Origin of the sequence: Pseudomonas sp. GL-R-19 (assembly GCF_019956375.1) — a bacterium.
Classification (GTDB): Bacteria; Pseudomonadota; Gammaproteobacteria; order Pseudomonadales; family Pseudomonadaceae; genus Aquipseudomonas.
In genome coordinates, this window is record NZ_JAHBDJ010000056.1 from 1 (window position 1) to 23,018 (window position 23,018).

Annotated in this window: 18 protein-coding genes and 1 pseudogene; 8 read left to right on the top strand and 11 right to left on the bottom strand. The window is 61.6% G+C overall.

Translation table 11 applies throughout. From position 1 onward, the window contains the following. The 6 genes and pseudogenes from KGA83_RS24535 to KGA83_RS24560 form a co-directional block, all read left to right on the top strand. Positions 1-201, top strand: a pseudogene (locus tag KGA83_RS24535) (BatB protein); the annotation flags it as partial. Next, a complete protein-coding gene (locus tag KGA83_RS24540; RefSeq protein WP_223531100.1) occupies positions 198-1,925 on the top strand; it encodes a VWA domain-containing protein in 1,728 nt (575 codons plus the stop codon). The pseudogene KGA83_RS24535 and the gene KGA83_RS24540, both read left to right, overlap by 4 nt. After that, on the top strand, positions 1,922-3,571 hold the full coding sequence (locus KGA83_RS24545; protein ID WP_108215859.1) for a BatD family protein: 1,650 nt from the start codon (positions 1,922-1,924) through the stop codon (positions 3,569-3,571). Before KGA83_RS24540 ends, KGA83_RS24545 begins: the two co-directional genes overlap by 4 nt. Positions 3,572-3,828: 257 nt before the next feature. Continuing rightward, the gene (locus KGA83_RS24550) at positions 3,829-5,073 is read left to right on the top strand and encodes an exonuclease SbcCD subunit D C-terminal domain-containing protein (protein ID WP_108215860.1); all 1,245 of its coding nucleotides are present in this window, start codon (positions 3,829-3,831) and stop codon (positions 5,071-5,073) included. Beyond that, complete coding sequence (locus KGA83_RS24555) at positions 5,070-8,711, top strand: AAA family ATPase (protein WP_223531101.1); 3,642 nt, start codon at positions 5,070-5,072, stop codon at positions 8,709-8,711. The genes KGA83_RS24550 and KGA83_RS24555 overlap by 4 nt, the downstream gene beginning before the upstream one ends. Next, complete coding sequence (locus KGA83_RS24560; protein ID WP_108215862.1) at positions 8,708-9,304, top strand: glutathione S-transferase; 597 nt, start codon at positions 8,708-8,710, stop codon at positions 9,302-9,304. The genes KGA83_RS24555 and KGA83_RS24560 overlap by 4 nt, the downstream gene beginning before the upstream one ends. A gap of 28 nt (positions 9,305-9,332) precedes the next feature. Here the strand turns inward: KGA83_RS24560 and KGA83_RS24565 are convergent, their stop codons facing one another. The 9 genes from KGA83_RS24565 to KGA83_RS24600 form a co-directional block, all read right to left on the bottom strand. Further along, a complete protein-coding gene (locus KGA83_RS24565) occupies positions 9,333-9,590 on the bottom strand; it encodes a hypothetical protein (protein ID WP_108215863.1) in 258 nt (85 codons plus the stop codon). After that, positions 9,587-9,799, bottom strand: coding sequence for a hypothetical protein (locus tag KGA83_RS24570; RefSeq protein ID WP_108215864.1), 213 nt, complete (start codon positions 9,797-9,799; stop codon positions 9,587-9,589). Before KGA83_RS24570 ends, KGA83_RS24565 begins: the two co-directional genes overlap by 4 nt. 115 nt (positions 9,800-9,914) lie before the next feature. Further along, positions 9,915-10,040 (bottom strand): hypothetical protein, encoded by a 126-nt coding sequence (locus KGA83_RS29875; protein WP_256594902.1) that lies wholly within the window; start codon positions 10,038-10,040, stop codon positions 9,915-9,917. Positions 10,041-10,258: 218 nt separating this feature from the next. Next, positions 10,259-10,438: a hypothetical protein gene (locus tag KGA83_RS24575; RefSeq protein ID WP_057715012.1), complete on the bottom strand. Its 180-nt coding sequence runs from the start codon at positions 10,436-10,438 to the stop codon at positions 10,259-10,261. Positions 10,439-10,594: 156 nt separating this feature from the next. Further along, positions 10,595-11,764 carry a lactonase family protein gene (locus KGA83_RS24580; protein ID WP_108216086.1) on the bottom strand — a complete coding sequence of 390 codons (1,170 nt, stop codon included), beginning with the start codon at positions 11,762-11,764 and terminating at the stop codon, positions 10,595-10,597. Then, positions 11,757-12,095, bottom strand: a complete 339-nt coding sequence (locus tag KGA83_RS24585) for a DUF5629 family protein (RefSeq protein WP_108215866.1) — start codon at positions 12,093-12,095, stop codon at positions 11,757-11,759. The genes KGA83_RS24580 and KGA83_RS24585 overlap by 8 nt, the downstream gene beginning before the upstream one ends. 120 nt (positions 12,096-12,215) lie before the next feature. Next, on the bottom strand, positions 12,216-13,796 hold the full coding sequence (locus KGA83_RS24590; RefSeq protein ID WP_108215867.1) for an aldehyde dehydrogenase (NADP(+)): 1,581 nt from the start codon (positions 13,794-13,796) through the stop codon (positions 12,216-12,218). 10 nt (positions 13,797-13,806) lie between these two features. Next, positions 13,807-14,799: an AraD1 family protein gene (gene araD1, locus KGA83_RS24595; protein WP_108215868.1), complete on the bottom strand. Its 993-nt coding sequence runs from the start codon at positions 14,797-14,799 to the stop codon at positions 13,807-13,809. Positions 14,800-14,932: 133 nt separating this feature from the next. Next, complete coding sequence (locus KGA83_RS24600; protein ID WP_108215869.1) at positions 14,933-16,240, bottom strand: MFS transporter; 1,308 nt, start codon at positions 16,238-16,240, stop codon at positions 14,933-14,935. 193 nt (positions 16,241-16,433) lie between these two features. Between KGA83_RS24600 and KGA83_RS24605 the strand changes: the two genes are divergently transcribed. Beyond that, on the top strand, positions 16,434-18,170 hold the full coding sequence (locus KGA83_RS24605; RefSeq protein WP_056727612.1) for an IlvD/Edd family dehydratase: 1,737 nt from the start codon (positions 16,434-16,436) through the stop codon (positions 18,168-18,170). A gap of 212 nt (positions 18,171-18,382) precedes the next feature. Next, positions 18,383-19,102 (top strand): FadR/GntR family transcriptional regulator, encoded by a 720-nt coding sequence (locus tag KGA83_RS24610; protein WP_158273935.1) that lies wholly within the window; start codon positions 18,383-18,385, stop codon positions 19,100-19,102. Positions 19,103-19,276: 174 nt separating this feature from the next. Here the strand turns inward: KGA83_RS24610 and KGA83_RS24615 are convergent, their stop codons facing one another. Continuing rightward, positions 19,277-21,661 (bottom strand): efflux RND transporter permease subunit, encoded by a 2,385-nt coding sequence (locus KGA83_RS24615; protein WP_223531102.1) that lies wholly within the window; start codon positions 21,659-21,661, stop codon positions 19,277-19,279. 42 nt (positions 21,662-21,703) lie between these two features. Then, positions 21,704-22,756 (bottom strand): WD40/YVTN/BNR-like repeat-containing protein, encoded by a 1,053-nt coding sequence (locus KGA83_RS24620; protein WP_108215872.1) that lies wholly within the window; start codon positions 22,754-22,756, stop codon positions 21,704-21,706. Positions 22,757-23,018 lie beyond the last annotated feature (262 nt).

The following is a 23,018-nucleotide window of genomic DNA, read 5'->3' on the forward strand; positions in this document are numbered from 1 at the left end:
ACCCAGGCCCGCCCGACTCAATCGTTGTATCACTGGCCGCTCGCCTTGGCGCTGTGCTTGAGCATACTGCTGGTGGTTCCCGTACTCTGGCCGGACAACCCGTTGCAACGCCTGTTTACCAAGGATCTGTATTTGCAAACGCAATTGCTGCCCGACTGGCGCCAGCGTCTTAAACGCCTGCGTCTGCGGAGGCGCCGATGAGTGCGCTGTGGCCTTACTGGTTCCGGCCCTGGTGGCTACTGTTGCTGCCGCTGCTTGGCTGGTTGCTCTGGCAACTCTGGCACCGCAAGAAGCGCGCCGGGCGCTGGCAGATGATCCTGCCGCCGGCCTTTCACTCGGCACTGCTCAGCGGCGGCAGTGGTCGCGACAGTAAACTGCCCTGGGTCGCGCTCGGCGTGGCGTGGCTGTTGACCGTGCTCGCGCTGTTGGGCCCGGGTTGGGAACGCGTCGAGCAAACCAGCCAGAAACCCGCGGACCCGTTGGTGGTGGTTCTTGAACTGACCCCGGAAATGCTCGCCACCGACGTCACGCCCAATCGGCTGGAACAGGCCCGGCGCAAGCTGTACGACCTGCTGCAGATCCGCAGCGACGCGCAAACCGCCATTGTCGTCTACGCCGGCAGTGCCCACACGCTGGTACCGCTTTCAGATGACCTTTCCACCAGCCGCAACCTGTTGGATGCACTGAAACCGTCGTTGATGCCAGAGCCCGGTCATCGCGCCGATCTGGCGGTACTCAAGGCCCTGGCGCTGCTCGAACAAGCTGCCTTGGGCGACGGTCGGATCCTGCTGATGGGTTCGTCCCTGACCGAACCAGAGCGGCTGGGCATCCGTCGCGCGCTGAACGGCAAATCGACCCGGTTTCTGATGCTCGGCATCGGCACTGCCGAAGGCTCACCCATCACCCAGGAGGACGGCAGTTTCCTCAAGGATGAACAAGGCGCCATTCTCGTGTCGCGCCTCGACGAGCCCGGCCTGAAAGGTTTTGCCAACGACCTGGATGGACGCTTTCGCCAGGCGCGCCTGGACGATAGCGACCTGCACGCCCTTGGCCTGCTCGACGGTCCGCGCAATTTGCGCAACGACGGTCAGACCTTGCGCCTCGATACCTGGGCCGACCAGGGTTACTGGCTGCTGCTGCCACTGTTGCTGCTCGCGGCCTGCGCAGGACGTCGTGGTTGGTTGCTGTGCCTGCCGCTGCTATTGGCGCTACCGCAACCCGGCTATGCCTTCGACCTCGCAGACCTGTGGCTGCGTCCTGATCAACAAGGCGTGCAATTACTCAAACACAAGCGTCCGGCCGAGGCCGCCCGGCGCTTCGAGGACCATCAGTGGCAAGGCGTGGCGCTCTATGAAGCCGGAGACTACGTCGGCGCCGCCGAGCGGTTTGCCGAGGGCAACGATGCCCATGCCCACTACAATCGGGGCAACGCCCTGGCCAAAAGTGGTGAGCTGAAGGCCGCCCTGGACGCTTACGAACAGGCACTGGAACGTCAACCTGATTTGCGTCCGGCACTGACCAACAAGGCGCTGGTGGAACGTCTGCTCAAGGAGAAAAACACTCCTCCCCCTCCTGAGCCAGACGCCGCCAGCAACGCCCGGCCCGAAGCCGAATCGCAGGAACCACCGCCCGGTGCTGCTGCCCAACCCTCGAACAGCGACGAAGGGCAACCGCCCAGCGCGGGTGAGCGACAACCGCCCACCACACCACCGAAACCGGGGACCAATGAAGTACCAGGCAGCGAACTGGGTGACGAACAACACACGACACCACCCTTGCGCCCGGCCACCGACGGCATCGAAGGTGAACAGCGCCAGGCACTGGAGCAATGGCTGCGGCAGATTCCGGATGACCCTGGTGAACTGCTCAGGCGCAAATTCTGGTACGAACAGCAACAACATCAGGATCAGGAAGAAACTCGATGACCCGCTTCACCGTTTTATTGCTTGCACTGTTGCATGGCCTGTTGTTCTGCACCGCCCAGGCGCAGGCAGCAGAGCTGGTCGCCAGTGTGGACCGCAGTCGCCTCAGCTCAGGCGAGACGGTCGAGCTGACCCTGGAGTCCACCGATGTCACTCAGTTCGGCAAACCCGACCTGGCACCGCTGGAGCCGTTGTTCGAAGTGCGCGGCACACGCCAGGTCAACCAGTTGAACACCCTCAGCGGCGAAAACCAGGCCGCCACGCGGTGGATCGTCACCCTCCTGCCCCGGCAAAACGGCAGCGTGGTGATTCCGCCACTGCAACTGGGCGAACTGCAGAGCCAGCCGATCACCCTGCAAGTGGTCGAGAGCGAAACACCGGACAACCCGAACAACCGGGCCCCGGTGTTCATCGATGCCAGCCTCGATCAAACCAGCGTGTACGTACAGGCCCAGGCAGTCCTGACCCTGCGTATCTACCATTCGGTGTCGCTGTACGACGACAGCAGCCTGCCACCCTTGCAGATACCTGATGCGCGCATCGAGCAATTGGGCGACTCACGCACCTATGAAAAAGACATCGATGGTCAGCGCCACGGCGTGATCGAAATGCGCTATGCGATCTACCCGCAACACAGCGGCGAACTGATCATTCCGGCACAGGTCTTCAACGCCGCGCTGGTCGATGCGCAACCAGCACAGGACGCCACCCAAGGGGCGAAATCCGGCAAGTTGATGCCCGTTACCTCGACCGAACTGCTGTTGACGGTCAAGGCCAAACCCATCACCTATCCGGCCGACGCACCCTGGCTGCCTGCGCGCAGCCTGAGCCTGAGCGAAAGCTGGAACCCGGAGCCGGATCACACCCAGGTCGGTGATTCACTGACCCGCAGCCTGACAGTGACGGCCGAAGGCTTGTCCAGCACCCAACTGCCACCACTGCCCGGCACCGATGTCGGCGGCCTGCGCCGCTACCCGGATCAACCGGTGCTCGGCAACCAGAACAGCGAACGCGGCCTGGTCGGCAGTCGTGAAGACCGCGAGGCCCTGGTGCCGACACGGACCGGCGTCATCGAGTTGCCCACCGTCGACCTGGTCTGGTGGAACACCTTCGAAGACCATCTGGAACGCAGCAGCCTGCCCGCTCGCACGCTGCACGTGGCGGCCAATCCGAGCCTGGTGGTCGACACGCCTGCCGGCGCCTCACCGATCGATGCCAGCGCCGACAGCGAAGCGCTCTGGCGCTGGAAGCTCAGCACCTTGATCCTGGCCTGCACCACCCTGCTCGGCTTCGGCCTCTGGTGGCGTGGCCGCTGGCAACCGGCGGTGGCGCGTGTCGCTCAAACCGGCCCGAGCCCGCGCACCGTACTCGACGACCTCAAGCGCGCCTGCCAGGCCAACGACTCCCACGCCACCCGCCAGGCCCTCGACGCCTGGGCCCGCCAACAGCCGGAAACCCTGGCCGACATGGCCGCCCGCTTCGTGCCACTGTCCAACGCCCTCGACGGCCTGAACGGCGCGCTGTACAGCGAAACCGGCCAGTACTGGCAAGGTGACGAGTTGTGGCGGGTGATCAAGGCGATCCCGATTACCGAACGGGTGCAGGATCCGGTCGGTGACAGTGGGTTGCCGCCGCTTTATCCGAAGTAACGCCGGACAGAGGATCACGCCAAACCTGTAGGAGCCGGCTTGCCGGCGAAGCTCTGGCAGATATTGTGCAGGCTTCCGGGCCGCCTTCGCTGGTAAGCCAGCTCCTACAGGCACGGGTGTTTGAAGTATTGGGGGACTGCTCCAGACCTGTATGAGCAAAGGCATTCAGCAACCTGTTCTGTTTGCCAGTAAACTCTCCCCCCTTTCGCCGCCTTCATTTTTCCCGCGGCCATTCCTATTTTGTAGCGGAGTCCGCCTTGCGCTTGTTTCACACCTCCGACTGGCACCTCGGGCAGAACCTGCACGGCCAGGATCGCGATTTTGAACACGGCTGTTTTCTCGACTGGCTGTTGCGCCAGCTGAAACTGGATCAACCGGATGTGCTGTTGATCGCCGGCGATATCTTCGACACGGTCAATCCGCCGGTCAAAGCCCAGGAACGCCTCTACGACTTCATCGTCAGCGCCCACGAGCAACAGCCGTCGCTAACCATCGTGATGATCGCCGGCAACCACGACTCCGGTTCGCGGATCGAACTGCCCGCACCCTTGATGCGGCGTTTGCGCACCCATGCGCTGGGCCGCGTGCTGTGGCTCGACGACGGGCAACTGGATGCCGAACGCCTGCTGCTGCCCTTGCCGGATGCCAGTGGTGAAGTCGCCGGCTGGTGCCTGGCGCTGCCGTTCCTGCGCCCGGCGGAAGTCACCGGCGCGCATTTGGGCGACGACTACCTGCGCGGGATCGGCCAGGTGCACGAGTGGCTGATCGAAGCGGCCAATGCCAAGCGCCAGCCGGGTCAGGCACTGATCGCCATCAGCCACGCGCACATGGCCGGCGGTTCGGTGTCGGAAGACTCCGAGCGCAGCCTGATCATCGGCAATGCCGAAGCCCTGCCCGCCAGCCTGTTCGGGCCGAGCATCAGCTATGTCGCCCTGGGTCACCTGCACAAACCGCAGAAGGTCAACGGCGAGGAGCGCATCCGCTACAGCGGCTCGCCGATCCCGCTGTCGTTCTCCGAGATCAGCTATCAGCACCAGATTCTCGACATCAAGCTCGACGGCGAGACCCTGCTCAGCGTCGAGCCGAAGCTGATCCCCCGCGCGGTCAACCTGCAACGCATCGGCCCGGCGCCATTGAGCGAGATCCTGCTGCAACTGGCGGACCTGCCGAACATCGACCTGTTGGCCGAGATCCAGCGCCAGCCATGGCTGGAGGTGCGGGTGCGCCTCGACGAGCCGCAGCCCGACCTGCGCAATCAAGTGGAAATCGCCCTGCAAGGCAAGGCCGTGCGCCTGGTGCGCATCGCCGCCGAGTACGCCGGCAACGGCGGCCGTGACGCTGCCGACGAAGGCGGCACGCTGATCGAACTGGACCAGCTCACGCCTCAGGAACTGTTCAGCCGCGCCTGGCAGGACAACTACGGCAGCGAGGTCGACGAGCAGACCCTCAAGGACTTTGCCGAGCTGTTGCAGGACGTGCAGATGGAGAGCGAACAGCCATGAAAATCCTCGCGATCCGCCTGAAAAACCTCGCCTCGCTGGCCGGGCCTTTTGAAATCGACTTCACCGCCGAACCCCTGGCCAGTGCCGGACTGTTCGCCATCACCGGCCCTACTGGCGCCGGTAAAAGTACCCTGCTCGATGCCTTGTGCCTGGCGCTATTTGGCGCCGTACCGCGCCTGAACAACACCGGCCGCGACGCCAAGGTACCGGACGCCGACGGCGAAATCGCTACCGGCGACCCGCGCACCCTGCTGCGTCGTGGCACGGGTGATGGCTATGCGGAAGTGGATTTCGTCGGTGTCGACGGCCGTCGTTACCGCGCCCGCTGGGAAGCCAATCGCGCCCGGGACAAGGCCGCCGGCAAGTTGCAGGCCAGCCGCCAGAGCTTGCGTGACATCGATCAGGATCAATTGCTCGCCAGCCAGAAAGGCGAATACAAGGCTCAGCTCGAAGCCGCGCTGGGGCTGAATTTCGAACAGTTCACCCGCGCGGTGATGTTGGCGCAAAGCGAGTTCAGCGCGTTCCTCAAGGCCGACGACAACGACCGCAGCGAATTGCTGGAAAAACTCACCGACACCGCGCTCTACACCCGCCTCGGTCGTCGGGCCTTCGACAAGACCAAGGAGGCTCGCGAGGCGCACAAGCTGCTGCAGGATCAGGCCAGCGGGGTGACGCCGCTGTCACCCGAAGCCCGCGCGGAACTGGATGAGCGCTTCTACCAGGCGCAGCAACAACTCAAGGCCCGGCAGGCGCAGCTCAAACAACTTGAACTGCAGGACACCTGGCTCAAGGACCTGCGTCGCTTGCAGGACGAACATCTGGCTGCCAGCGAACAACTGCAATCGGCACAGACTCACTGGGAGGCCCTGGCCAGTGAGCGCTTGAGGCTCACCCGCCTCGAACAGCTGGCCCCGCAACGGCACCAGTTCGCCCGTAAAGCCGAGGTCGACGCGCTGCTGACACCCTTGGCGGCGCAGATTGCCTTGCACACGCAGCAGCACGGCGAACTCGGCGAGCGTCAGACGCAGCTCGAGCAACAGCTTAGCGCCGCCCGGATCGCGTTGAACGAAGCGCAACAACGGCAAACCGCCAGTGCGCCGCTACTGCGCCAGGCCTTCGAAGCGCAAAGCACCCTCGCCCGCCTCGCCAAGGACACCGCCCTCAGTGCCGAGGCAAAGCAAAATGCCGAGCAGGCCTGCAGCCAGGGCCAGAGCACGATTCAGACTTTGCTCGATCAGCAAACCCGTGGCGCCGGGGACTTGCAGCGCATTGCCACCGAGCTGGAACAAAGCACTCATCTGGCACCGTTGAGCGATGCCTGGAATGCCTACCGCGATCGGCTGCAACAGTTGATGTTGATCGGTAACCGGTTGAATCAGGGCCAGGCCGAACTGGCCAGTCTTGAGCAAAACGCCGCGAGCACCGAACAAACGCTCAGCGCGCAGAAGCAACAACTGGAGGTGCTGTTCAAGGAGGCCGGTGCCGAGCCGGATGCCGTCGCCGAGCAGATCGGCATCCTGGGCAGTCTGTTGCAGGACAACCGCAAGCAACTGCGCGCTGTCGAAGACCTTGCACGCTTGTGGGCCAGCCAGCAGGAACTGGACCAGCGCGGCGCCGAGCTGCAGCAACGTCTGCTCACCGCGCAGCAGGAACGTGAACGCCTGACCCAGGACGGGGTCAAGGCCAAGGTTGATCTGAGCGTTGCCGAACAGACACTCAAAGTCACTCGCGAACTGCTGGAGCGTCAGCGTCTGGCGCGCAGTGCCAGTGTCGAAGAGCTGCGCGCGCAGTTGCAGGACAATCAGCCATGTCCGGTGTGCGGCAGCAACGAGCATCCGTATCATCAGCCCGAAGCCCTGCTGCAGAGCCTCGGCCGTTTTGATGAAAGCGAACAGGCCAACGCCCAGAAGGCCGTCGACCTGCTCAAGGAAAAACTCACCGACCTGCGTGCCGAAGTCGGCGGGTTGATCGCCCAGCAAAAGGAACTGCTGCAACAGCAGGAGCATCTGGCGACCCAACAGCAAGCCCTCGCCCCAAGTCTGGAAGCGCATCCGCTGGCTGCCCAACTGCTGAATCAGGACGCCGTCAAACGCGACGCCTGGCTCACCCAGCAAAACAGCCAACTCAACCAGAGCATCAGCCAGGACGAGCAACGGCAAAGCGCGCTGCTCACCCTGCAACAGGATGCCACGCGCCTGACCCAACAACTGCGTCATGCCGAAACCGCGCACCAGCAAGCGGCCCAGCACCTGGGCAACCAGCAACGCGAACTGGACAACGACCGCCAGCGTCTGGACGAAGAACTCAAGGCATTCGCCAGCCTGCTGCCAGCCGAGACCCTGCAAGCGCTGCGCGTCGAACCGGCCGCGACCTTCATGCAGCTCGACCGGCAGATCGCCGAGCGCCTGGCGCAAGTCGAGCAACAAAAGGAAGAACTGGCCGAGCAGCAACAGCGCCAGCAAAATCTGGAGAAGGAACAGGATCGCCAGCAAAACCGCGTGCAACAATTGCAGGCCGCCGAACAGCAGTTCACCGGGCTGGCCGAGCAGCAACAGGCGAGCCAGCACACCCTCGGGCAATTACTCGGCGAACACAGCAGTGCCGAACATTGGCAGCAGCAACTGGAACAGGCCGTGGAACAGGCGCGCAGCGCCGAAACCAGTACCGCGCAGACGCTGCAAAGTGTCCTCACGCAGTCTGTGCAACTCGCCGCCGAGCTGAATGCCCAGCAAGAACGCTTGCACGCACTGGAAGCTGAAGAACGTGAGCTCGCCGGCAAGATCGGCGACTGGCGTGCCCGCCATCCCGAACTGGATGACGATGGCCTCGAAGACCTTCTGCGGGTTGACGACACTCAGGTCAGCGAACTGCGCCAGCGCTTGCAGCAAAGCGAAAAAGCCATCGAGCAAGCCCGCGTCCTGGTGCAGGAGCGCGACAAGCGCCTGCTCGATCATCAGGCGCAACACAACGGCAACCTCGATGCCGAGCAATTGGCCAGTGCCTTGATCGACTTGCAAAACCTCGCCGCCACCAACGAGCAACACTGCGCCGAACTGCGCGCCGAGCAGGCCGAGGACCAGCGCCGGCAGAACGCCAATCAGGCCCTGGCACAGCAGATTGCCGACGCCTATAGCGAATACCAGCGCTGGGCACGCTTGAATACGTTGATCGGCTCCGCCACCGGCGACACCTTCCGCAAGATCGCCCAGGCCTACAACCTCGACCTGCTGGTGCACCACGCCAACGTGCAATTGCGCCAACTGGTGCGGCGCTACCGCCTCAAGCGTGGCGGCAGCATGCTCGGGTTGCTGGTGATGGACACCGAAATGGGCGACGAACTGCGTTCGGTGCATTCGCTGTCCGGTGGCGAGACTTTCCTGGTATCGCTGGCGCTGGCCCTTGGTCTGGCATCGATGGCGTCGAGCACGCTGAAAATCGAATCGTTGTTCATCGACGAAGGCTTCGGCAGCCTCGATCCGGAATCCCTGCAACTGGCCATGGACGCCCTTGACGGCTTGCAGGCCCAGGGCCGCAAGGTCGCGGTGATTTCCCACGTGCAGGAAATGCACGAACGGATTCCCGTGCAGATTCAGGTCCAGCGCCAGGGCAACGGCCTGAGCACCCTGGAGGTGAAATGAACACGTTGTATTCCTTCCGCCGCTGCCCGTACGCCATGCGCGCACGCATGGCCCTGCGTTATACGGGAGTGGCCGTGGTCATCGTCGAAGTCAGCCTGAAGGCCAAGCCCGCCGAAATGCTCGCGCTGTCGGGCAAAGGCACGGTGCCGGTACTGAGCGCCGATGGCCGGGTGATCGACGAAAGCCTCGACATCATGCGCTGGGCCCTGGCCCAGAACGATCCGCAGGACTGGTTGCTCAAGGCTGATCCTGTCGCAGCAGCGCAAATCGCCCCGCTGATCGAACAGAACGATCAGGAGTTCAAGGTCCACTTGAATCGCTACAAGTACGCCGAGCGTTATCCCGAGCAGCCGATGGAGGTTTATCGCGGCGAAGGCGAAGTATTTCTGCAAAAGCTGGAGGTCTTGCTGGAAGGACGCGATTACTTGCTGGCCGATCATCCAAGCCTGGCCGACGTAGCGTTGATGCCCTTCGTGCGCCAGTTCGCCCATGTCGACCGCGAGTGGTTCGCGCAGACGCCGTATCGACGGTTGCAGGACTGGTTGCAGCGGTTTCTGGAGTCGGATTTGTTTACCGGTGTGATGCGCAAGTAAGCCGCCGCACACTGTGTTGAGGGGGGCTTCAGGCCAACACCTCACACATCCCGATCGCTGAGCAATCCACCTGGAACGGCCCGAACACCACCCCTTCTGTCCTGACCGGCGGATTGCCGGTCAGCATGCCCTGGGCGCTGGCGTTTTCGATGTTGCGGGCGATGTTGTGGTTGGCTTCGATGGTCCGTGCCACCGAGCCTGCCGAGCCCTGGCCGATCCCCAGCAGGGAGGATCCGTTGGTCATGAACGCCAGGAACGCAATGACCCAAAGTCTGTGCCCTTTCATGCGCCGACGACTCCCGCGAGTTCAGCCTGATCGACGCTCGCGTTTTGCGCTCGGTGTTCAAACTGGATGCCGGGATGAGCGACCTGGATCGGTGCTTCGAAGGTGGATTGCGACTGCGCCGAAAGGCTGACCAGCAGCACCATGGCAAGGTAAAGACCGATCGCCACATAGGCGCCGTATTTGGCAGAAGTGAGAATTGCGCTGGCCATGATGTTCTCCGCGGGCATGTTTCAATGCCAACAGAATCGATCAAAAAAGCCTGGGTAACCACTCAGGGTTATCCATAGTAACCATCAGCCTCATTGATCATTAAGCCAGTCTATTTCACTCTTCAATAAAACTTATCAAGCGCTCGCGCGCAGCCTCCGGCTCACCCGGAACAGGGTCGGCTGCCGACAGAATGGGGGTGGAATAGAGAAAAAGAACAACCAATGCCAGACGCGTCACCATGCTGCTGATCCTTGCCGTGAGGAGGAGTCAAAAAATCAGCGTCAATTTAAACGTATGTCAATATGATATCAAGCACAGCATTGGTGGCAAACTGATACTGTCGTAAATGCGTTATGCAGGAGCGACATCACTCTGATCGTTTTCGACACTCTGGCTTTCAACGCCAGGGTCTTCGATCATCAGTGACTTCGCTCCTGCATAAAGGCAGGGGTAAACGCTCAGGCTTGGGTTTTGTGATCCAGCGCGGCGTAGAAGTTGGCGCTCTGTTGCAGGTATTTTGGGGTGTAGCTCTGGGTGTGGGCTTTTTTGTCGCTGATTTCAACGTTGGCACTGGCTGGCAGTGCAACGGTGGCAGAAATGGCGGAAGCGGCGATGACAGAGAAGATGTTGAAGTTCATGGCGGTATTCCTCGGATTCAGTTGGCTTGCTTGCCCGGTGGGGCCGTGAAGCAAACTTAACCCTCGAGGGTTCGTGCCTTGAAATGCTTTGTAGCAGTACCAGATATCAGCGCCATTGATAAAAGCAGGCAAGCCCCATCAACCGGGGCCTGCGGCTTATTGACGCAGCAGAAACCTGAGGTCGCTCGGGGCGTCCATTGGCAGTTTTTGCACGGTCTTGCCCAGCAGACCAGTCCTGGCATCGCGTTCGACGACGACAATCTGGTTGCTCTTCTGATTGGCGATCAACAGGAATTTGCCGCTCGGATCGAGGCTGAATTCCCGCGGGTGATCGCCCTCCACCGCCCGGCGTTGCAGCTCGTTGAGGTGGCCGGTGGCAGGATCGATGGCAAACACCAGCAGTTGATTGGCCGTGCCACGGTTGCTGACGTAGAGGAACTTGCCGTCAGCCGAGGCATGCAACGCCGCCGCAGCTTTTTCCGAGACGGGTTGCCCGGCAGCCAGATCGACCATCTGCGTCTGTTCGAGTCGGCCGTCGTGGTAATCGAACACCGCCACTTGCGCGCTCATTTCCATGGTCAGCCAGGCGTGTTTGCCATCGGCGCTGAACAGCAGATGACGCGGTCCGCTACCGGGCGGCAGTTGCACGAATGCCGGGGTCACCGGAGTCAGTGGCAGTTCGGGGTTGGCCTTGGGGTCGAAGCGGTAGGCAAACACCCTGTCGGCACCAAGATCGATTGCGAACACGTATTGGCCATCCGGTGACGGGATGGCCGAATGCACGTGAGCCGAGGCCTGACGCTCGGGGTTGACCCGGCTCGCCGGGTGGCTGCTCATCTGCACCACCGGTTTGAGCGTGCCATCGGCCGCCACCGGCATCACTGCGAGGGTGCCGCCCGGGTCTTCGGCCACCGAGTAATTGCTGACGAACAAATGGCTGCCATCGGTGCTGAGGCTGGAATGGGTCGGCTCGTTGCCCAGGCTTTGTACCTGGCTGATCAGGCTCAGCGCATGGGTCTTGGGATCGATGGCGTAACTGCTGACGCGCCCGACCGGATCGGTCTGGCCCGGGCCGTTTTCGTTGACCACGAACAAGTGTCGCTGGTCCTTCGACAGGGTCAGCCACGACGGGTTTTCGCTTTTGATCACTTGCAGGGGCCGCGCATCGATCTGCCCGGTGCTGCTGTCGAAAGCCAGGCGGTAGATGCCCTGGCTTTGACCGGCGGTGTAGGAGCCCACGAGCAGTTGATAGTCTTCGGCGGATGCGATCTGGACACCCATCGCACCGATGCTGCCGGCCATCAACAGTGGCCAGAGGTTACGCATCGCCTTGATCGTCATCATCGTTGTCGCCACCGACGACATCGCCCAGGCACACCAAACGGTGTTCACCCGAGTCACCGGTGATCAACCAGCTTTGCAGCGAGGTGTCGAAGGTCGCGGCCTGGATCTGTGCCGGGGTGAACTCCCAGTGCTTGGCCGCACGGCCATCCATGCATTCAATGTGCAGGTTATCGACCTCGTCGAGGGCGAATTCGAAGGCATGCAGCCCGTCGATCTCTACCATTCCGCAGTGTTCGAGGGCATTGAGCAAGGTGTCGGTTGGGGAAGTCATGGCAGTCAATCTTTGAATGAGAAAGACGCAATGATAGCTCATGCACCACCTCCCCTGTAGGAGCGAGCCTGCTCGCGATGGCGGCAGTCCAGTCGATTTAAATGTTGACTGATGTTCCGCTATCGCGAGCAGGCTCGCTCCTACAGGGATTGTGGTCGGCCGCTAGAGTGCCTCGCGGGACGATTGCCCATCCACCAGTCGCTGGATACGCAGCGGATTGCCGTTCTTCAGCGCATCCGGCAGCAAATTGTCCGGATAGTTCTGGAAGCACACCGGGCGCAGGAAACGATCGATAGCCAGGGTGCCCACCGACGTACCGCGCGCATCGGACGTTGCCGGGTACGGTCCGCCGTGGACCATCGAGTCGCAGACTTCAACGCCCGTCGGATAGCCATTGAGCAGGATGCGTCCGACCTTCTGTTCCAGCAAAGCCGTCAGCCCGGCGAACTGTTCGAAGTCTTCCGGCTCGCCAATGAGGGTGGCGGTCAACTGGCCGTGCAGCGCGTTCAATGCGGCACTGAGTTGTGCCTGGTCAACGACTTCGACGAACACGGTGGTCGGGCCGAAGACTTCTTCTTGCAAGACTTCATCGCCGTCGAGCAACAGGCTGACATCCGCCTTGAACAGCTGCGGTTGGGCCTGATTGCCTTGCTGCGGGCTGCCGGCGAGGTGCTCGATGCCTGGATGAGCGAACAGTTTTTGCAGACCTTTGCCATAGCTGCTCAAGGTTCCGGCATTGAGCATGGTTTGCGCTGGCTGATCACCCATCAGCCCGGCGACCTGCTGCACGAACGCGCTGAACTGCGGCGAGCGAATACCGATCACCAGGCCTGGGTTGGTGCAGAACTGACCGCAGCCTTGTACCACCGACGCGGTCAGGTCACGGGCGATGCTTTCTGCGCGCACTTCCAGGGCTTGGGGCAACAGGATCACCGGGTTGATGCTCGACATCTCGGCGAACACCGGAATCGGTTGCGCGCGGGCCGCGGCCATGTCGCACAAGGCTCGACCGCCCTTGAGCGAACCGGTGAAACCCACCGCCTTTATCGCCGGATGCTTGACCAGCGCCTCGCCGACACCGCCGCCGTAGATCATGTTGAACACCCCGGCCGGCATCCCGGTTTTCTCGGCGGCGCGAATGATCGCATCGGCCACCTGCTCGGCCGTGGCCATGTGACCGCTGTGGGCCTTGAACACCACCGGGCAGCCAGCAGCCAGCGCCGAGGCGGTATCGCCGCCAGCGGTGGAGAATGCCAATGGAAAGTTGCTGGCACCGAACACCGCTACCGGCCCGAGGCCGATACGGTATTGACGCAGGTCCGGGCGCGGCAACGGTTGACGCTCCGGCAATGCCCGGTCGATCCGTGCACCGTAGAAATCACCGCGACGCAAGACTTTGGCAAACAGACGCATCTGTCCGCTGGTACGTCCACGCTCGCCTTGTATTCGCCCCGTCGGCAACGCCGTTTCGCGGCAGACCACGGCGACAAAATCATCACCGAGGGCATCCAGTTCATCGGCAATGGCCTCGAGAAACTGCGCCCGCCGCTCCGCACTCAAACTGCGATAGGCCGGGTACGCGGCGGCGGCCGCGTTGGCCGCCGCATCGACTTCCAGCGGGGTCGCCTGATAAAAGTCGTGGAGCAATGCCTCACCGGTGGTGGCATCGAAACTCTGCAACTTGACGCTGCCGGCGGCGCTGCGTTGGCCGCCAATGTAGTTGTGACCAAGAATCCGGGTCATGGGTAAGTCCTCAAAGTGTGCCGACGGTGCCAGGTTCGAAAGCCGCTGCAACCGGTGCGATGCCATTGATCAATGGCGCGCCGAATTCGGCCTGGGTGATCTCGAACACGTCACCCGGTTGCGTGCGAATGCCGTCGGCAAAGGACAGGGTCGCGGTGCCGAAGAAGTGAATGTGCACATCCCCGGGACGCAGGAACTGGCTGTACTTGAAATGATGGAATTCGAGGTTGGCCAGGCTGTGGCACATGTTCGCCTCGCCGCTGAGAAACTCGTTCTGCCATAGCACCTCGCCGTCGCGCAGGATGCGGCTGGTGCCCGCCAGATGCTGCGGCAGTTCGCCGACCCGCAGTTCCGGGCCATAGCTGCAGCTGCGCAGTTTCGAATGGGCCAGATACAGGTAGTTCTTGCGTTCCATGACGTGGTCTGAGAACTCGTTGCCCACGGCAAAACCCAGGCGATACGGCTTACCGTCGCGACCGATGACGTACAGGCCGGCGATCTCCGGCTCTTCGCCGGCATCTTCGGCAAACGGCGGCAGGGGAAACGGCTGGCCCGGCCTGACGACGATGCTGCCATCGCCTTTGTAGAACCATTCCGGCTGCACACCGGCTTGATCTGCTGCCGGTTTGCCACCCTCCACGCCCCATTTGAAGATGCGCATGGTGTCGGTCATCGCCGATTCGTCGCCACTTTGCTGGTGCATCTTGTCCCGGGCCGATGCACTGCCCAGATGGGTCAGGCCCGTGCCACTGACCAGCATGTGCGCCGGGTCCGGATGATCCAGGGGCGGCAGGATGCGCCGCTGTGTCAACAGTTCAGCATAGTCGTGGCTGATGCCCAGCCCCAGGCTTTGCACCTGTTGCTCAAGATTGGCGCCCGCCTCGATCGCCGCCAACGCCAGATCGCGAACGGTGCGCGCGTCCTGCACTTCACGGACCAGCCCCGCCTCGACCACGCCGACACGGCGTTCTCCGTTACTCAATTCGAACTGAACCAAACGCATGAAATTTCTCCTATTCCTTCAAAAACACCGCAGATCCCTGTAGGAGTGAGCCTGCTCGCGATAGCGATGTATCAGTCGCCGACAACATTGGATGTGCCGACGCTATCGCGAGCAGGCTCACTCCTACATTGCATTAGCGTGCACTTGCTGCAAATTGATCGACTGGCAGGACGTGTTTGCGCTCCAGCAGGCGATAGACGACGCCAGTCAGAATCAGGCCAAACACCATCACCCCGGAGAGGAAATACAAGCCGGACGCCAGGTTGCCGGTGTATTCCTTGAGTGCGCCGATCACGAATGGACCGAGGTAACCACCGAGGTTACCCACCGAGTTGATCAAGGCGATCCCAGCCGCCGCACTGGCGCCGGCAAAGAATCGACCCGGCAGGGTCCAGAACACCGCAGTGCAGGAAAACAGCGCGAACGCCACCAGGCACAGCGCCGCCAGTTGCAGCACCGGCACCGACAGCCAGGCGCTGAGGAACAGGCCGATCGCACCCAGTACGTAAAGCACGGCGAGGTGACCGTAGCGGTCGTTCAAGCGGTCGGAACTGCGCGGAATGATCAGCAGGCCGACGATCCCGAAGATGTACGGCACCGCGGAAACGAAACCGGTCACCAGGTCGCTGCCGCCGAATTGCTTGATCAGGGTCGGCAGCCACAAGCCCAGGCCATAGATGCTCAGGGTCACCGGCAGGTAGAACAGCGCCAGCAGCAGGACGCGTTTGTCCTTGAGGGCGTGCAGCGGATTGCCATGGCGGGTCTGGCCGTACGCGTCCAGGTCCTTTTTCAATTCGGTGCTCAGCCAGTCCTTTTCCGCCTGGTCCATCCACTTCACTTGTTGCGGACCGTCGGGCAGGTAACGCAGCACCGGCCAGGTCAACAGGATCGCCGGGGTGCCGATGACGATGAACAGCCACTGCCAGCCATGCAGCCCCAACACACCGTCCATGCCCAGCAAGCCACCGGACACCGGGCCGGTGATCATCATTGCGATGGGTTGCGACAGGATGAACAGCCCGAGGATCTTGCCGCGATGGCGCACCGGGAACCATTGGGTGATGTAGTACAGAACGCCCGGGAAGAACCCGGCTTCGGCGGCGCCGAGCAAAAAGCGCATCACATAGAAGCTGCTCGGCCCCTGGACGAAGGCCATACCGATGGTGATGGCGCCCCAGGTGATCATGATCCGCGCGAACCAGCGCCGTGCGCCGAAGCGGTCGAGCATCAGGTTGCTGGGGATTTCCAGCAGGAAGTAGCCGATGAAGAACAGCCCGGCGCCAAGACCGTAGGCGGCATCGCCCAGGCCGATGTCAGCGCCCATGTGCAGTTTGGCGAAGCCCACCGCAGAGCGGTCCACATAGGCGATCAGGTACAGCAGGATCAGGAAGGGAATCAGTTTCAGCGTAATGCGACGGATAAGCCGCAGTTCCTGGCTCATGAGATCGGTCTCCGATTGTTGTTGTTATGGAACCTCGGGGGACGCCTCTCGCGAAAAATCGCCAGGGCCATCCCTCCGTTTGAGTCGACTATATAGTAATACTATTTATCCAACAACACTTCCAAACAGTGCAATTTGCGCTTATGTTACGCCTCAGCTCGAACAATATAGTCATACAATAAGAGAATCGATCATGTCTGATAAGAAACCCACCCTGCGCTCCGCCCAATGGTTTGGCACGGCCGACAAGAACGGCTTCATGTACCGCAGCTGGATGAAGAATCAGGGCATCGCCGACCACCAGTTCCATGGCAAGCCGATCATCGGCATCTGCAACACCTGGTCGGAACTGACCCCGTGCAACGCGCATTTCCGCCAGATTGCCGAGCACGTCAAACGTGGGGTGATCGAGGCCGGCGGCTTTCCGGTGGAGTTTCCGGTGTTCTCCAACGGCGAATCGAACCTGCGCCCGACCGCCATGCTCACCCGCAACCTGGCGAGCATGGATGTCGAAGAAGCCATTCGCGGCAACCCGATCGATGGCGTGGTGCTGCTGACCGGTTGCGACAAAACCACCCCGGCCTTGCTGATGGGCGCCGCCAGTTGCGACGTGCCGGCCATCGTGGTCACCGGCGGGCCGATGCTCAACGGCAAACACAAGGGCAAGGACATCGGCTCCGGCACCGTGGTCTGGCAGCTCAGCGAACAGGTCAAGGCCGGCACCATCAGCATCGACGATTTCCTCGCGGCCGAGGGCGGCATGTCCCGCTCGGCCGGCACCTGCAACACCATGGGCACGGCCTCGACCATGGCCTGCATGGCCGAAGCGCTCGGCACTTCCCTGCCCCACAACGCGGCGATCCCGGCGGTGGATGCGCGCCGTTATGTGTTGGCACACATGTCCGGCATGCGGGCCGTGGAGATGGTGCGCGAAGACTTGAAGCTGTCGAAGATCCTGACCAAAGAGGCCTTCGAGAACGCCATTCGCGTCAATGCCGCCATCGGCGGTTCAACCAACGCAGTGATCCATCTGAAGGCCATTGCCGGGCGCATTGGCGTGGAACTGGACCTGGATGACTGGACCCGTATCGGTCGCGGCATGCCGACCATCGTCGACCTGCAACCGTCCGGGCGTTTCCTGATGGAAGAGTTCTATTACGCCGGTGGCTTGCCCGCCGTGCTGCGTCGCCTCGGTGAAGCCAACCTGATCCCGAACCCGAATGCCTTGACCGTCAATGGCAAGTCCATCGGCGAGAACACCAGGGACGCGCCGATCTATGGCGAAGACGAAGTGATCCGCACCCTCGACAACCCGATCCGCGCCGACGGCGGCATCTGTGTCTTGCGCGGCAACCTGGCACCGCTGGGCGCGGTACTCAAGCCGTCCGCCGCCACGCCCGAACTGATGCAGCATCGCGGCCGCGCAGTGGTATTCGAGAACTTCGACATGTACAAGGCGCGGATCAACGATCCGGAACTGGACGTGGATGCCAACTCGATACTGGTGATGAAGAACTGCGGGCCGAAGGGTTATCCGGGCATGGCCGAGGTCGGCAACATGGGCCTGCCGGCCAAGCTGCTGGCCCAGGGCGTGACCGACATGGTACGTATTTCCGACGCGCGCATGAGCGGCACCGCGTACGGCACTGTTGTCCTGCACGTTGCCCCGGAAGCCGCTGCCGGTGGACCGCTCGCCGCCGTGAAAGAAGGCGACTGGATCGAACTCGATTGTGCCAGCGGCCGTTTGCACCTGGATATTCCGGATGCCGAACTGGCCGCACGCATGGCCGATCTGCAACCGCCACAGAACCTGATCGTCGGTGGGTATCGTCAGCTGTACATCGACCACGTGCTGCAAGCGGACCAGGGTTGCGACTTCGACTTCCTGGTCGGTTGCCGCGGGGCTGAAGTGCCGCGCCACTCTCACTGACACCACCCTCCCCCTGTAGGAGCGAGCTTGCTCGCGATGGACGTGAACGATAACGCGTGCTGTCTGAAAGCAAACGTCGTCTTGAAGTCCATCGCGAGCAAGCTCGCTCCTACAGTCGTTCGGCGCCAGTATCAAACCCGGCTCTGACGACCATCCCTCCCGCGCCTGCTATCATGCGCGACACCTATTCGCACAGGACCGCGTCGTTCCCCATGGATTACCGCAAACCCTCCGACCGCAAAAGCATGCACTCGCGCATCGTCCAGGAACTGGGCATGCAGATCGTCTCGGGACGTTTCCTGCCCGACGACAAACTGCCCGCCGAAGCGCTGTTGTGCGAAGAATATGCGGTCAGCCGGCCGGTGCTGCGTGAAGCCACCCGGGTCCTGGTTGCCAAAGGCCTGGTGTATTCCCGTCCGCGGGTCGGGACCGTGGTCAAGCCGCGCAAGGACTGGCACATGCTCGATCCGGACGTGCTGCACTGGTTGATGCAAAGCAGCCCGCAGAATCAGTTTTTCGACCTGCTGACCAGTGTGCGCAGCATCATCGAACCGGCTGCCGCCGCCCTAGCCGCGCAATTCGCCACGGATGCGGACATTGCCTCCATCGGTGAGGCCTACCAGCGCATGGAAGCCGCACCGACGCCGGAGGCGCTGTTGCAGCCGGACCTGGACTTCCACAGTCGCATCGCCGATGCCACGCACAACGACTTGCTGGCCAACCTGTGCAACATGCTCTCGGTGGCCATCGCCGAAGCCTTGAAACATTCCAACCAGCGACCGAACCTGCATGAACTGGCGCTGCCACGGCACAAGGCAATCCTGACCGCCATCGAGAATCGTGATGCCCTCGGGGCCCGGCATGCGACGCTGGTGCAACTCGATGATGCGCGCAGTGCGTTGAATGTGGTTTTGGGTAGCGATCCTTCGTAATGGCAAAGTCAAAAGATCGCAGCCTTCGGCAGCTCCTACGTGGGATTGCCTACACCGATTAATTGTGGGTGTATTCGATCAATGTAGGAGCTGCCGAAGGCTGCGATCTTTTGATCTTCGCCCAAATAAAAAAGCCGCAACCTGAGGTTGCGGCTTTTTTGATTCAGCGATCGATCAATGGGCAAACAACGAATTGCCCTTCTGCCCTGCCAGCCTCGAAGGCTTGATCAGGAACCGCGCCAGTGCCGGCAACAGCCACAGCGCACCGAACATGTTCCACAACAGCATGAAGGTCAGCATCAGCCCCATGTCGGCCTGGAACTTGATGGCCGAGAAGATCCAGGTGCACACGCCGATGGCCAGGCACAGGCCGGTGAACAGCACCGCCTTACCGGTGGACTTCAGCGTCTGGTAGTACGCCTCTTGCAGCGGCAGGCCGGCACGCAGGAAGCTTTCCAGACGGCTGTAGATGTAGATACCGTAGTCCACTCCGATCCCCACCCCGAGCGCCACGACCGGCAGGGTCGCCACTTTCACACCGATGCCCATGAAGGCCATCAGGGCGTTGCCGAGTACCGACGTCAGCACCAGCGGCAGCACGATGCACAAGGTCGCCGCCCACGAACGGAAGGTGATCATGCACATGGTCGCGACGCAGATGTACACCAGGATCAGGATGGTCAGCTCGGACTTCTTGATCACCTCGTTAGTGGCCGCCTCGATCCCGGCGTTACCGGCAGCGAGGATGAACTCCAGGCCTTCCTTGTTGTTTTCCCTGGCGAACGCCTGCACCGCGTGCACCGCGCGATCCAGGGTCTCGGCCTTGTGATCGTTGAGGAACACCAGTACCGGCGCCAGGGAACAGCTGTTGTTGTACAGGCCGTCAGCGCGGGCGATGGAGTTGTTCAGCACATCAGGGTTACGCGACAGGGTTTCCCATTTCAGGTTGCCTTCGTTCATGCCCTTGATCATTTGCTTGGACACGGTCACCAGGGAAATCGCCGACTGCACGCCCTCGGTGTTCTGCATCTTCCACATCAGTTCGTCGATCGGCGCCATGGCTTCGTAGCGCGAGCACCCCTCGGCCTTGGTCTTGACCATCACCACCAGCACATCGGAACTGGTCGAATAGTTGTTGATGATGAAGTTGTTGTCCTTGTTGTAGCGCGAGTCCGGACGCAGCTCCGGGGCACCCTGGTCGAGGTCGCCGATTTTCAGGTTCTGGCTGTACCACAGGCCGCCGCCAAAGGCGATCAGCGCCAGCAGAATGGACACCGGTGCGACTTTCGAGCTGGCGAAATTCGCCAGCAGTCGCCAGAACGGATGCTCGCGATGCGCGTCCTTTTTGCTGCGTTCGACCGCACGCTTGCTTATGCCGACATAGGAAATCGCCACCGGCAGCAGGATCAGGTTGGTGAACACGATCACTGCCACACCAATGGATGCGCCGATGGCCAGTTCACGGATCACGCCGATATCGATGATCAGCAGCGTGATGAAACCCACGGCATCGGCGAGGATCGCGATCATCCCGGGCAGGAACAATTGACGGAAAGTGCGACGTGCAGCGGTCAGGGCATTGTCCGCCTCACTCGATTGCAGGGCGATCCCGTTGATCTTCTGCACGCCGTGGGAAATACCGATGGCGAAGATCAGGAACGGTACCAGCATCGAGTAAGGATCGAGCCCGAAGCCGAAGAAGTGCATCAACCCCAGTTGCCAGACCACTGCCACCAATGTCGTGCTCAACACGGCGACGGTACTGCGCAGGCAGTTGGTGAACCACAGCAAGAGGATCAGGGTGATGACGAAGGCGACACCGAAGAACATCACCACCATCACCAGGCCATCGATCAGGTCACCGACTTTCTTGGCGAAACCGACGATGTGGATCTTCACATTCGGGTTCTGTACTTCGAACTTGGTGCGGATCTTGTCTTCAAGTTCGTGTGAGAACTGGCAGTAGTCCAGCGCCAGCAACTTGCCCTGGTCCTGCGGGTCCGGGAAGGACTCCAGCAACGGAATGTCGACGATGCTCGACTTGAAATCGTTGGACACCAGCCGCCCGACCTGGCCGGACTTGAGCACGTTGTTGCGCAGCATATCGAGGCTGGCCTGGGAGCCGTTGTAGCTCTGCGGGATCACCTCACCGCCAGCGAAGCCCTCTTCCGTCACTTCGGTCCAGCGAACGCTCGGGCTCCACAGCGACTTGAGGCCGGAACGGTCGACACCGGAGATGTAAAACACCTCGTCGTTGATCTGACGCAGGGTCTCCATGTACTCCTTGGAGAAGATGTCGCCATTGGTGGCTTCCACCGAGATCCGTACGGTGTTGCCCAGGTTCGCCAGATCGTTGCGGTGCTCCATCATCTTCTGGATGAAGGGATGCTCCAGCGGGATCATTTTTTCGAAACTGGTGGACGGACGGATCAGCGTCGCCTGCCAGAACAGGAAAATACTGACCAGCAAGCAGATCGTGATCACTGCCGGGCGGTTGTTGAAGATCAGGCGCTCGAGGAACGTCGCCTTGTCCTGGTGATGGGTACTCAAGGAAGTCATAGCTCCGCCTTCTTATTATTGACCTGGCTCATTTGCCCGCTTTTATTTGCCAAGCTCAGTGCCGTTTGGCGAGGTGACGCGAACGCCGCCCTGCCCGGCCAGAACCAGATTGCCATTGCCTGCTGCAGTCACTGCCGAGACGGAAATACGGTCCGCACGATTGACCACCTTGAAGGTTTCGCCGTCGTCGCTGCTGCGAATCACCGAGCCGCCGTTGCCGACGATCACGATGGAACCATCGTCGAGCAGCGTGCCGCCGGACAGCCCGAACTCCAGGTCACCGCGTTCAGCCTTGAGCTCGACTTGCTCCCAGTTGCTGCCGAAGTCCGTGGAGCGATAGAGGTTGCCACGCAAGCCGTAGGCCAGCAGCGTATTAGGCTGCGCCGTACCGATCACGCCAAACAGCGAGCCTTCGTACGGACCTTCGAGTTTTTCCCAGGTCTGGCCCCAGTCCGCGGAGCGGAACATGCTGCCCTGCTCGCCAACGATGAACAGCCCGGCGTCCTTGACCGCAGCAATCGCGTTCAGGTGGTACTGGTCTTCATTGTCGAGGCGGTCGCTGGCGTCTTCCCAATGCTTGCCACCGTCGGTGGTTTCCATCAGCGAGCCGTAAGCGCCCACGGCAAAGCCGCTGTTGACGTCCTTGAACCAGACATCGAGCAGCGGCGATTCGCGTTTCAGGTCTTCGAATTGCCTGATCCAGGTCGCGCCGCCGTCCTCGCTGGCGAGGATCTGCGCGTCATGGCCGACGGCCCAGCCGTGCTTGTCGTCGACAAAGAACACCGACGTCAGCAGGGCCCGGGTCGGGACCTTGGCCTGGGTCCAGTTCGCGCCCTGATCATCGGAATAGAGGATGTGCCCACGATCCCCGACCGCCACCAGGCGCTTGCCGGCGTGGACGACATCGAGCATCAGGCTTTTGGCAGCCTTGGCAGATTCAATGGAATAAACAACATCGGATGCTGACGCCGCCGAAGCCAGCGCAGGCGCCGACAACATGGCAGAGCCCAACAGCGAGAGCGCTGTGGCCAGCAACGCGAATTTGCGCAGTGCCGGCGGGCGGCAGATACCCACACCCATGACAGGCTCACTCATAGACCTTCTCCCATTATTATTGTTAGGTCGTTCAACCTTTCTGGGCGCCGCAAGGGTGCGTGTCTGGACCGACTGCTTCAGAGCATAGTCCTGAAACCCGCAATCCAGAGCCCCTTCGGAAGCTGGCTTATCCTATCGGGGTTTTTTCATGTCTGACAATCGACGCCACGTTATGTTTTGTTAACCGGGGGGGATGGGGGGTTGTTCTGAATGGTTGGGTATCAGGTGGGGTGATTGCGGGTTTGGGGGTTGGGGGATTGGT